This is a genomic window from Bacteroides sp. 41_26, assembly GCF_949740115.1.
Classification (GTDB): domain Bacteria; phylum Bacteroidota; class Bacteroidia; order Bacteroidales; family Bacteroidaceae; genus Bacteroides; species Bacteroides nordii.
The window spans coordinates 28,527-41,365 of sequence record NZ_CATJGZ010000091.1 but is presented as its reverse complement, the minus strand read 5'-3'; the positions used below and the strand labels follow the sequence as shown (position 1 = coordinate 41,365).

Annotated in this window: 7 protein-coding genes and 1 riboswitch; of the genes, 4 read left to right on the top strand and 3 right to left on the bottom strand. The window is 42.9% G+C overall.

Features of this window, described 5'->3' with window-relative positions; genetic code table 11:
• The first annotated feature begins 419 nt into the window (after positions 1–419).
• Positions 420–631: riboswitch (cobalamin riboswitch) on the top strand.
• A 147-nt stretch (positions 632–778) separates the two neighbouring features.
• From QX565_RS14310 to QX565_RS14295, 4 genes are read left to right on the top strand one after another with little or no spacing between them, the layout of a single operon-like run.
• A complete protein-coding gene (locus QX565_RS14310) occupies positions 779–2,788 on the top strand; it encodes a TonB-dependent receptor (RefSeq protein WP_289293192.1) in 2,010 nt (669 codons plus the stop codon).
• Between the two features lie 8 nt (positions 2,789–2,796).
• A complete protein-coding gene (locus tag QX565_RS14305) occupies positions 2,797–3,942 on the top strand; it encodes a YncE family protein (protein WP_221649847.1) in 1,146 nt (381 codons plus the stop codon).
• Between the two features lie 56 nt (positions 3,943–3,998).
• A complete protein-coding gene (locus tag QX565_RS14300; RefSeq protein ID WP_289293190.1) occupies positions 3,999–5,285 on the top strand; it encodes a PKD-like domain-containing protein in 1,287 nt (428 codons plus the stop codon).
• A 15-nt stretch (positions 5,286–5,300) separates the two neighbouring features.
• Positions 5,301–8,432: a DUF5074 domain-containing protein gene (locus tag QX565_RS14295; RefSeq protein WP_289293188.1), complete on the top strand. Its 3,132-nt coding sequence runs from the start codon at positions 5,301–5,303 to the stop codon at positions 8,430–8,432.
• Between the two features lie 154 nt (positions 8,433–8,586).
• Here QX565_RS14295 and QX565_RS14290 read toward each other — a convergent pair whose 3' ends face one another.
• From QX565_RS14290 to QX565_RS14280, 3 genes are all read right to left on the bottom strand, one after another.
• Positions 8,587–9,315, bottom strand: a complete 729-nt coding sequence (locus tag QX565_RS14290; protein WP_289293186.1) for a nitroreductase family protein — start codon at positions 9,313–9,315, stop codon at positions 8,587–8,589.
• 362 nt (positions 9,316–9,677) lie between these two features.
• On the bottom strand, positions 9,678–10,913 hold the full coding sequence (locus QX565_RS14285) for a sodium ion-translocating decarboxylase subunit beta (RefSeq protein WP_221649851.1): 1,236 nt from the start codon (positions 10,911–10,913) through the stop codon (positions 9,678–9,680).
• The gene (locus tag QX565_RS14280; RefSeq protein WP_221649852.1) at positions 10,913–12,739 is read right to left on the bottom strand and encodes a biotin/lipoyl-containing protein; all 1,827 of its coding nucleotides are present in this window, start codon (positions 12,737–12,739) and stop codon (positions 10,913–10,915) included. The genes QX565_RS14285 and QX565_RS14280 overlap by 1 nt, the downstream gene beginning before the upstream one ends.
• Between the last annotated feature and the right edge of the window lie 100 nt (positions 12,740–12,839).

The window sequence follows — 12,839 nt, the reverse complement described above, 5'->3', positions numbered from 1 at the left end:
TAAACGAAATAAAATAATACTAAATAATTAATATTCAATTAAATAACAATAAGAAAAGTACATATGCAATAGTAAATTATTTAATGCGTCGGCCCTGAGCCTCGGTGTGTAACGTTGTTTTAGATGTACATGTAAAGCGGTACGACATGTACATGTGGGACAGCACGACATGTGCATCTCATGCTGCTTTACATGTACATGTAAAACAATACTGCTCACCGGGGAAAGGAACGTTCCTTTCCGAGAAAGACAAAGTATAATACCGGGCAAGGGTAACAATGCCGTCTATGGGCACTTCCGCCATCGAAAAGACAGGGCCATCATCTTCGTTACTGTACGGTTTTAAATATATCTCAAGTCCTGCCCTCAGAACAAACAAATATTTCCTCCCTTCCCTTTCATTTTTACCCAATTAATTTCTAACTTTGCCCCGCATTGGTTCATCTTCTCCATGCATTCGGAGAAGATGATTAAAAGGGAATCAGGTGAGAATCCTGAACAGTCCCGTTGCTGTATGTTTCATTCAAACGTAGTAAACACATACTTCATGCCACTGAAAGACTTCAAGTCGATTGGGAAGGCGTTTACTTACGGAAACGAGTCAGAAGACCTGCCATGCATATTTACTCAATAGCTTTCGAGGACAAGCTGTGAGGACGGAAACGTTGTAGCTCTTTGACAAAGAGTGGCTACAACTTCTCTATCATCATACATATTTGGACCTTTTTACAGCTATTTGATAATAACAATGAATAATAATTATCAAATTAGTTAACGCATGGGAAATAAGGCGAAGTGGATTACTGTCACTTTTCTGTTATTGACTACTTTAGTATATGCTCAACGCAACAAAGTAGATACATTGCATACTTATTGGATAGATGAGGTGACAGTCACCTCATCCAAAAAGTTGTCGAAAGAAATTATCCCCGTACAAATTATGGAAGGGGCGCAGCTGGAAAAGCTAAGCGTCCATTCCGTAGCAGATGCCATACGTTACTTTTCGGGCATACAAATTAAAGACTTCGGCGGTATCGGTGGATTGAAAACAGTTAATATACGCAGCATGGGAACTAACCACGTGGGAGTATTCTATGACGGTATCGAATTGGGCAATGCACAAAACGGACAGGTTGACCTCGGACGGTTCTCACTCGATAATATGGAAGCTGTTTCCATCTACAACGGACAGCGTAGTGCTATCTTCCAATCAGCTAAAGATTTTGGTTCATCAGGCTCCATTTACATGCAAAGCCGTACCCCTAAGTTTGAAGATTCCAAACGTTATAATATACGAGGCAGCTTCAAAACCGGGTCTTTTGGTGTTGTCAATCCGTCGATGCTTTGGGAACAGAATATCAACGACCGCCTTTCCAGTTCATTCAGTACCGAATACATGTTTACCACCGGACATTATAAATACCGCTACAAAACTACGGGAGGATATGATACCACGGCCGTACGCAAGAATGGAAATGTGAATTCTATCCGTATAGAAGGTGGTCTATATGGCAAAATAACCAATGGAGAGTGGAAAAGTAAAGCCTACTTTTATAAATCAGAACGAGGACTCCCCGGAGCAATGGTTCGTAACAAACTGTTTCACGAAGACCAGCAATGGGATACGAATTTATTTGTGCAGTCGTCCGTCAGAAAACATTTTTCAGAAAAATACAGTCTGTTGATAAACGGAAAGTATGCGTATGACTATCTGCACTACCTTGCCGACACGAAGAAAGACACTACAATGATGTATATTGAAAACCACTACCGGCAGCAAGAAGTTTACTTCTCAGCTGCCAACCTCTACTCATTCAATAAACACTGGAGTGTATCTATGGCATTGGATTATCAGTGGAACAAACTGAATGCCGATTTATATAAATTCCCCTATCCCACCCGCCATACCACACTGGTATCGGTGGCAAGTGCACTCGACTTTGAACAATTCAAGCTGCAAGCCAGTGTACTGGGAACATTCGTCGTAGATCATGTACGCATAGATACGATGTCTATGGAGAACAAAAAGCAGATTACCCCTACTTTGGCGGCTTCTTACAAACCGTTTCGTAAAGTAAACTTCCACCTGCGCGGTTTCTACAAGAATATTTTCCGTATGCCTACTCTAAACGATTTATACTATACATTTATCGGCAATATCAAGTTGAAGCCGGAATTTACTACCCAGTATAACCTGGGATTCACCTATGCACCTGTCATCAAAGGGAAATGGCTAAAAAACATCGAGATACAAACAGATGCCTATTACAACGAAGTAGAAAATAAAATTGTAGCAATGCCCACCTCCAACCAGTTCCGCTGGACGATGAAGAATCTTGGGATGGTAGAAATACGGGGAGTAGACGTAGCCATACAAAGCGACTGGAAACTACCAAAGGAAATATCCATTGATGCCCGGCTCACTTACACTTACCAGAAAGCACAAGACTTTACCGACATTAAAGACGATTATTACGGTGACCAGCTACCCTACATCCCTTGGCACAGCGGTTCACTGATTATAAATGCTAACTGGCGGGAATGGGATCTCAACTACAGTTTCATATATACGGGAGAACGGTATGACATGCGTGCCAATATTCCGGAAAATTATGTACCGGAATGGTATACAAACGACCTGTCATTATCCCGTACTTTCAAGATAAAGAATCTGAACTACCGACTGACCGCAGAGGTTAATAACCTCTTCAATCAGCAGTTTGAAGTAGTAAAGAGCTACCCCATGCCGGGAACTAATTATAAATTTATTCTTACTATTCATATATAGACAAACAGATGAAAAAGCTATCGTTCATTACCCTCTTACTCACCGGTTGCCTTCTGATCTTTTCGTGCACAGGCGACGATGAAGTACTTGTACATTCTACCGGAACACAAGTACAGCCCCCTACTCATCCGGAATTTATTACAGGTTTCTATCTACTGAATGAAGGAAACATGGGAAGTAATAAATGTACCCTGGACTTCTTTGACTATACCACCGGATATTACCATAAAAACATCTATGCCGAGACCAATCCGTCTGTTGTGATGGAGTTGGGAGATGTAGGCAATGATATTCAGATTTACGGTGATAAACTATATGCCGTTATCAACTGCTCGCACTTCATTGAAGTAATGGATAAAAACAATGCCCGCCATCTGGGCACTATTGATATCCCCAACTGCCGTTACATAACCTTTCATGAGGGATACGCCTATGTCAGCTCCTATGCCGGCCCCGTACAGATAGATCCCAATGCCCGCCTGGGATACGTAGCCAAAGTAGACACAGCCACTCTCCAAATAGTAAGCCAATGCCTTGTAGGATATCAGCCGGAAGAGATGGTGATTACAGGCAATAAACTCTATGTAGCCAATTCCGGTGGTTACCGCTTTCCTAATTATGACCGCACCGTTTCGGTCATCGACCTGAATACTTTCACCGAGCTTTACAAAATAGATGTTGCCATCAATCTGCACCGGCTCAAAGCAGACCGTTATGGCTACCTCTATGTAAGTTCACGGGGTGACTATTACACCATCCCGTCCGACCTCTATGTAATAGACAGCCGTACAGATAAAGTAGTAGAGAAGCTGGGTATTGCAGCATCCGAGCTATGTATTGATGATGATAATCTCTATCTCTACAGCACCGAATACAGCTATGTCAGCCAGCAGGAATGGGAGATTACCTATGCCCTGATCGATACCCGTACCCGAAAGGTTGTTACCCGGAACTTTATCACAGACGGAACAGAAAAATCAATAAAGAAACCTTATGGTATAGCCGTTAATCCGGAGACGAAAGAGTTTTTTGTAACAGATGCCAAAGACTATGTATCTCCGGGTACACTCTATTGCTTCACCCCGGAAGGAAAGAAGAAATGGTCAGTGACCACAGGTGATATTCCTGCACACTTTGTGTTTGTGCATAAATAATAAGCACAGTATCATCTATGATATGAAAGTTCAACAATTACTAAACATCTATTTATATGATCCACTTCAAATTACATTCTTATCTGACAGCAAGCCTCTTTTCCGGTTGCTGCCTATGGTTTGCTGCGTGCTCAGAAAACCCCGACCCTCCTGTCGAAATAACCGATCCTATCGAAGTACCCTCCGATGATGGCAAGATCGTTATCGAAATTCCTGCCGGAGGACTTCAGATCCCCCGCTGTAAAATACTCTCCATCGCTCCTGTTCTGACAGGAGAAGAAACTTACGAAATACAATGGAGCATAGGAGATTCCGTCATCTCTTCTCAAAAAGAACTGGAATTTATAGCACTCAATCCGGGACAGTATTCTATCACATTGCAAGCTACAAACAGCGAACAAAAAAAGAGTACACTGGACTTTACTGTCACCGTAAAGCAGGAAGAGAAAAACTACTCCCCCTATATCACTTCCATACCGGAATATAAGCCGGCACCGGGACAGTTCGTCAACGAGCTTCCCAAATACGAAGAAGGAGATACTCAAAGGGCTATCAACCAAAAAGTACTCGAAGCCATCGGATACAATACCCGTGGAATGATTACTTTGGGCGGTTATGGCGGTTATGTAATCTGTGGCTTCGATCACACCATTGTAAATGTACCGGGTCAGTATGATCTCAAAATTCTTGGTAATGCTTTTCATGCTAATGCTAACCCTAACCCGGAAGCACCGGAAGAAGGCGGAAGCTGTGAGCCGGGTATTGTCATGGTGGCATACGACCGTAATAAAAACGGCATTGCCGATGACGATGAATGGTATGAACTGGCAGGAAGTGAATATACCAAAGAAACCACTCTCAAAAATTATCAGATTACCTATTATCGTCCGGACGAATATCATGAACCGGTAGAAGCACCCGAAGACGAACAATCCTGGAATACAGATGCGGAATATATCGCATGGCAAGATAACCGGAATACGCAGGGCTTTATGCCTAAAAACATATACCACCGGCAGGATTATTATCCGAAATGGCTGGAAGAAGATGAACTCTCTTTCAAAGGTACACTGCTGCCCAATAATGCAAAAGACGAAAGCGGTGAAGGTAAGTACTGGGTGCTTTACGCTTATCCATGGGGATATGCCGATAACGGACTTAATGTAGATGAAACCTCCAACTTCAACATCGAATGGGCTGTAGATGCCGAAGGCAATCCGGTACATCTGCCAGGTATTGATTTTGTGAAGATTTATACCGGAGTCAACCAATACTGTGGCTGGCTGGGCGAAACATCTACCGAAGTAATGGGAATTAATGACTTACATCTATTAAATAACTAATCATTCAAAACAATTATGAGAAAACTATTATCGCTATTAGGATTAATGTGCTTTGTCTGCATTGGGTTGCAGGCACAACAAACTATGTTCGTGCAGGGAGTACCCCGGCAAGTTTCGACTCTCCCGAAAGCACTGAAAAGTACCGGTATCTCAATCGATGCTTCAAAAATCAAGTATTATGTAGGCGAAGGAAGCAAAACCTCCGTACTCGTGATACGATGGAACGACGGTAGAGGTGCCGAAAACCTTGTTTGGGGATACAAATGGGAAGATGCCGCAAAAGCTACCGGTGACGCTATGCTGAGAGCTATAGCCAAAGCCGACCCACGTTTCTATATGCTGGTTTACGGTGATACACAATACGGATCTGCCATAGGTGGATTTGGATTCGACCTGAATGGCAATAGAAACATTGGCTTGAAAAAAGGTGATGAAGAGAAAAAAACAGATGAAGAGGGGTTAGTACACACCTCAGCATATGACTTTGACGACTATACCGCCATAGATGCTGCCGACCACTGGGCCTCAGGATGGTATAGTGGATATTGGAGCTACTATACAGCCGGTAATCTTACAGAAGAGCCGGATTATAGCAGTGTAGGAGCCTCCAGCCGTATATTGACCGATGGCTCTCTCGACTTATGGTCATTTTCTTCTTTCTCCGGTTCGGGTGAAGCAGCCGAAATAAACTATTACTTCTATGTTCCCACTCCGGAAACAGGTATCTATCTTCCGGATGAGATTACGCTTCCTATTTCAGACGGTGGTGTACTGCCTACTATTCTGGGCTGTAATGGTGAAACAGCCGGTACCATGCTGTGGACCATCCAGGATAAAGAGTCTCAAAAAGATAATACCCTTATCAAAACGATACGCAGTACTAAAGATGCTTTCAATGGTGCAGTCACTTTTGCCGGAAATAAAACCGGAGATGCCTATGTTTACTTTAAAACAAAGATAGGAAACAGTGCAAACTATTTTCAATCTAACACCTGCAAGATTACAGTAACAGCACCCGAAAAGCCTATCACAAAAATTGCATTCCAACAGGCAGAAATGGAGTCAGGAATCAAGCAAACGGTGGAAAACCCATTGACTCTTACTCCTTCCAATGCGACTTACACCGCTCTCACTTACACCAGCAGCAATAAAGAAGTGGCATCCGTCAGCACAGCCGGAAAAATCACGACTACTGCTACCGAAGGGGAGACAATCATCACTGCTACCAGTGTATACGATGAAAATGTAACAGCTTCATTTAAGCTGACCGTAAAATGCCAGAAAGCAGTAGAGAAGATTGAACTTGGTGGTGAAAACAAAGTGATTGAAATAGAATTCAAAGACATCTATTGCCCGGTTCCTGTTATCACCCCTGCCGATGCTGACTATACCGATGTTACTTACCAGATTGCAGATCCTGACATCGCCAGCTTCTATCAGGCTAATATCATTGCGAAAAAGGTAGGAGAAACTACCATGACTGTAACCGCCAAAGACGGAAAAGGAGCAAGCACTACCGTAAAACTAATTGTGAAAGAACGTGACCACTCTCCTTATGCCGGATATCAGGATGGTACATTTATCCTGAATGAAGCCTGGTTCGGACACGAAAACGGTGATATGAATTTCCTTACCGAAGATAAGGAACTGATGTATCGTGTATACGACCGGGAGAATCCGGGAGAAGCCTTTGGTGCCACTTCTTGCTACGGTATGATTTATGCTGATAAGTTCTTTGTTATCTCTAAACAACCCAAAGACGGAGGAGACAGTACTCCCGGTGGTGGCCGATTGGTAGTGATGAATGCCAAGACATTAAAGAAAATCGCCGGATTCGATGTTATCGGAGGCGGTGACGGACGTGCCATAGTAGGCGTAAACCCTGATAAAGTCTATATCAGTACTACTGCCGGTGTAGTTGTATTTGATGTTAAAAACCTCAAAGTAGGTGATATCATTGAAGGAACACAAGGTGCAAGCTTATACAACGGACAGACCGGAGATATGGTAAAAGCCGGCAAATATGTATTTGCCATCCAGCAAAGTAAAGGTACAAACATTATTGATACAGAAACCGACAAGCTGGTAAAATGCATTGAAAACAGCAAGATACAAGGCATTACACAAGGTGCCGACGGTAGTGTATGGCTGGGATCAACCAATACATTGGAACGTCTGAATCCGGAAACTCTGACGATAGAAGAAACCCTGCAATTACCGACAGGTGCAGAAATCAGCTGCTCATGGGGAGCATGGAGACCTACTCCATTCTGTGCAAGCCGCACGAAAAATATACTTTATTGGTCAGGAGGCAGTAGCGTCATGTATGGAGGAGCCGGATATTATCGTTACGAGATAGGTACGGATATCAGTACTATCAAGCCGTTCTTCAGTGTAGCCGAACTACCGGGAGCAACAGAAGGAAAACTTCAGACCTCTTATGGAACACCCCGCTATGACGACCGTACGGATGAATTAATCGTAATGACGACACAAAAAGGAGCCGGAACGGATTACGAACACAACTGGATTCATATTGTGAACGGTACAACCGGAGAGTTGAAAAAGACTATCAAACTGAAACAATACTATTGGTTCCAGGCCATGCCTATCTTCCCGGACAAATATGCACCGGAAGTAAATGGCGTAGAAAGTACATTATCATTTACCACAAGTAGCGCACCTACTGTTATTGATCTGACGGACAAAGTGACCGATAAGGACAACCTAACGTACAATATCAGTAAAACATTAAAAAGTGTGAGCAATGAAAGTATTGCTACTGCAACATTAGAAGGTAATACACTGACTGTAACTCCAAAAGCTATCGGTGAAACAACCATTACACTCGCAATTGAGTCCAATGGCGTAGTTGTAGAAAAGAATATTCATGTAGTAGTATCCGGTGGTACCGGCATTAACGATGTGGAAACCGGAAAAACAATTTACTGCAAAGACAACATGCTCAGCATTTATGGATACGAAGGATACAGATTTATCATGTACAATAGTAACGGACAGGCAATCGGTAGTTACGAAGTAAACAGCGATCGCTATAACGCTCCGACAGATGTTGCCCGTGGAATCTATCTGCTGAACGGACATACAGGCAAACAAACTGTCTCCGCAAAAATCATTGTTGAATAAAAGTTCCGGAATAAAGTAGAAAGGAGGTTTCGCTTCCTTATCTACCCAATAGAATAAAGAGAAGCTGCTTCATTTGTTAGCAGCTTCTCTTTTTGTTATCCTGTTGAATCCATTTTTTCTGAGGCTTCAGGCATCGGATGAAAAAGGTATATAACTACATTCTGTGATAGATTTCATTGAACGGTACTCTCCCCCGTTCTCCCCAGATTCCTTTATTTCCATTTCGTATTCCACAAGGAATTATCATGTTTATTCCGGCACCATGAGGTAGTTTCAGTAACTTCTTGATTCGTTTGCTATCAAAACCCTCCAAAGGACAAGTATCATATCCTTCATTTGCCATCGCAATCATAAATGTTTGCGCAGCAAGTGCACAGGATTTATGAACGACCACACGCATATCACTTTCAGCAACTTCCCGCATCATCGGGCGGAATAAGCTGATACTCTTAGCCAGTATTACCCTCAAAAAGCCTAAGATTCCAAAAAAACGGGCGTAAATGAAAGGCATTAGTTTCCCATAATATAATTCCCGGTCTTTGATACGTTTCTCCTGACGTTCTTTCGGACTATTTCGCATGATATTTCCTTTTTCAAATTCAAGAACGGACTTTGCACGCTTCTTATACAGATCCTGACGTGTAACGAAAACAACTATTTCTGAAGCCGTAGCAGTAGCTGACTGCCCAAGACAGGCTTTTGAAATCTCCGCCAACAATTCGGGGTTCGTTATTTGGTAGAACTCCCACAATTGCATATTCGAGCTATTGGGAGCTAAAGTTGCTAATTCCAGACAGTGTTTCACCGTTTCCGGTTTTACTGGTTTTTCTTTATCAAACACTCGTACGGAACGACGGAAGTTCAAGACCTCTTCTAAATTCATTTTATACTCTATTTATTAAATTAGTTTCACTCAATTGTTACATAACAACTATTACTGACAGTATCAGATACATAATATCCCGTTTCATGTTGATAAGTAATCATTCTGAAACGATCACAAATAATGTACCAATTAGCTCATTATTTATCAAATATCCAACAACTGACCCACATTAATAACATAATTGCAAGCTAACTGTATTGCAGTCGGCCAGATTATTAACATAAATTCTATTACATTGAAACAGACATAAAAAGAGTAAAGCTCTCTGCTGATTTCAGAAATGCCTCCCTAAAGTCTTGTCTAAACTTTAGGGAGGCATTCTTAAACTAATTCATGAACCTCACACAGAGGTATGCCAATCAGGCAAGGAATGAAATCAATACTCCCGCAGCTACGGCTGAACCGATAACCCCGGAGATATTACTTGCCATGCAATACTGCAACACATGATTCTTTGAATCGTACTTCAAGGCAATTTCATTTGCTACGCGACTTGCCATAGGCACAGCACTCAATCCCGTGGCACCGATCAACGGGTTAATCTTTTTCTTAGAGAAGAGGTTGAATAGTTTCACGAGGAAGATACCTCCGGTAATACTCAGGGCAAAAGCAAGAAACCCGCCGACTACAATACCGATAGTAGTCCAGTTGAGGAAAGCCTCAGCAGTCATGGTAGCACCTACGGAAAGCCCCAGGAAAATAGTTGCAGCATTCATAATACTGTTGGAAGCGGCATCAAACAGACGGAAGGTGTTGCTGCCTATTTCCTTCACAAGGTTACCAAACATCAACATACCAATCAACGGCACAGCACTCGGCACAAAGAGAGCAACAACAGTAGTCACCGCAATCGGGAAGATAATTTTCAATACACGCAGATTTTTGATTTCCGTCTTTGAAGGATATTTCTTCTCCTGTTCTTTCATATTGATACTCAGCTCTTTTTTAGTACAGAGCAAACGGACTACCATCGGAATAATCACCGGAACCAGTGCCATATAAGAGTAAGCGGCAATAGCAATCGGTCCCAGCAAATGAGGAGCCAGTTTAATAGTGGTAAAGATAGCCGTAGGACCATCAGCTCCTCCAATGATACCCAATGAAGCTGCTTCCTGGGGAGTAAAACCGATCAGGATAGCTACCAGCAACACGGTAAAGATACCCAACTGGGCAGCTGCCCCGAATATAGAAAGATGCAGATTACGCAACATTGGTCCGAAGTCAGTCAACGCACCCACTCCCATAAATATAATAGGTGGCAGGAATCCCGTCTTTATCAACATATAATAGATGAAGTTCATGAGTCCTAACTCATGGGCAATGTCATGCAAAGGCATTTCCCAAATGCTCTTCATCACACCATTCACCATCACCATACCGTTCTCATCGGCCTGAATAACCCCCATATCACCTCCTGGGAAGTTGGCAAGCAGCACGCCAAAAGCAATAGGTATCAATAGCAACGGTTCGTATTGTTTCTTGATACCCAGATAGAGCAGAACGAAAGCGATAGCATACATTATCAGAAACTGCGGTTCGGCAATGATATTGCTGAAAGCAGTCATATCGTATAAGTTTTCAAATATCTCGTTCATTATCCTATCTTCATTAATATGTCATCTTCAGAAACTGTATCTCCCGGATTACTGCAAATAGCCGTCACTGTACCACCAAACTCGGCACGAATGGCATTATACGTCTTCATAGCTTCCACATAGCAGAGTACATCTCCTTCTTTTACGGTATCCCCAACTTTCAATGCTGTCTCCTGTGCATTCTTTACAAGGAAGAATTTACCTTCCAACGGAGAAAGTACATCTTTACCCTCACCTACCGGGGCAGCAGCAGGAGCAGCAGGAAGTTCGGCATCACCATAAGCCACAGTAACGCGATAAGCCTGTCCGTCTACCTGCACAGTAAGTGTTTTGGGTTTCGCATCTTCCTGAGGCGATTTATCTCGTTCTGCACGGCGTTTGGCCACATCAGCAAGGAAATCTTCTTTCGCTTTGCCACTCTTATAAGCCTCGTACTGTGCAGGGTGCATGGCGTATTCAAAGAGTTCTTCGTCATCTTCACCTGTTTCCCATTTATTCTCTTTCATCAACTTGCGATACTTATCAAGGTCGTCCGGATAATTATCCTGCGGATCACCTTCAAAGAATTTACGACCTTCACGCTCGGCTTTCTCTATAATCTCGGGAGCCAATTTACCAGGCAAACGTCCTGCCTTACCAAGTATCATATCCCAAATGTCATCAGCAATCATACCCCAGCGCTCTTTGCCTTTCTCCATAGCTATCACATTCATCATAGCTAAATTCTTAACATATTGGCTGAACGGGGTCACTAAAGGAGGATAACCGACACGCGGCCATACATAAGCCACTTCGTTGAAGAGCTTAATCAGTAACTGATCCTGCGTCATGAAAGGCAGATTGTGTTTAGCTTTATATTTATTGATGGATTCCAGATTGGTTTCGAGATCGGCCATAAGGCTCCCCATCATACCACCCGGAAGCCCCGGAGCAATAAGCAGGGAATTCATCAGACGATTCTTCGGACTGATGTAAAGTCCAAGAAAATCATCCATAAATTCCTGAATCATGCCACGTACTTTCATGTACGCCTCCATATTTATTTCAGGTACCTTGAAACCGGCATCCTTCAGCATAGCCTGCACACTAAGCAAATCAGCATGACCGGTACCCCAGGAGAGTGGTTCCATACCCACATCAATATAATCGCAACCCGCCTCGCAAACTTCAAGAATGCTTGCCATATTAAAACCAGGTCCTGCATGACTATGATACTGCACAGGAATATCAGGATGTGCAGCTTTTATATTGGCTACAATCTTTCCCAGGGAAACAGGGCGTCCGATACCTGCCATATCTTTGATACAGATCTCATCTGCCCCCAGTTTTATCAGTTCCAAAGCCATATTAGTATAGTACTCTACAGTATGGAGGGGCGAATGAGTTATACAAAGTGAACATTGCGAAATCATCCCCGCATCATGGGCATAGGTGATTGAAGGAGCAATATTACGAACATCATTCAATCCGCAGAAAGTACGGGTGATATCTGTTCCCTGAGCTTTCTTTACTTTATAGAAGAGTTTGCGCACATCGGCAGGAACAGGGCTCATACGGAGTCCGTTCAGGGCACGATCAAGCATATGGGTTTGAATACCGGCTTCATGGAAAGGTTTAGTCCATTCGCGGACAGCACGGTTGGGGTTCTCACCAAACAACAGATTCACTTGCTCAAAACCGCCACCATTGGTTTCAACACGGGCAAAACATCCCATTTCAATAATAGCAGGAGCTACTTTAACAAGCTGGTCTACACGAGGTACATATTTTCCGGCACTCTGCCACATATCTCTGAAAACCAGACTAAACTTGATTTCTCTTTTCATATTCTTTTAGTTGTGTCTTGATAATTTGTCAATTAAATAACGTGCCGGTATATTACAACCCTCATAAGCGCAGCCAATCGGTACATTGGCAAATTGGCAC

What these genes read in the sequence shown, in the direction of transcription:
- QX565_RS14285 (WP_221649851.1), bottom strand. Translation starts at nt 10,913, where the DNA reads ATGAACGAGATATTTGAAAACTTATACGATATGACTGCTTTCAGCAAT.
- QX565_RS14305 (WP_221649847.1), top strand. Translation starts at nt 2,797, where the DNA reads ATGAAAAAGCTATCGTTCATTACCCTCTTACTCACCGGTTGCCTTCTG.
- QX565_RS14290 (WP_289293186.1), bottom strand. Translation starts at nt 9,315, where the DNA reads ATGAATTTAGAAGAGGTCTTGAACTTCCGTCGTTCCGTACGAGTGTTT.
- QX565_RS14310 (WP_289293192.1), top strand. Translation starts at nt 779, where the DNA reads ATGGGAAATAAGGCGAAGTGGATTACTGTCACTTTTCTGTTATTGACT.
- QX565_RS14300 (WP_289293190.1), top strand. Translation starts at nt 3,999, where the DNA reads ATGATCCACTTCAAATTACATTCTTATCTGACAGCAAGCCTCTTTTCC.
- QX565_RS14295 (WP_289293188.1), top strand. Translation starts at nt 5,301, where the DNA reads ATGAGAAAACTATTATCGCTATTAGGATTAATGTGCTTTGTCTGCATT.
- QX565_RS14280 (WP_221649852.1), bottom strand. Translation starts at nt 12,739, where the DNA reads ATGAAAAGAGAAATCAAGTTTAGTCTGGTTTTCAGAGATATGTGGCAG.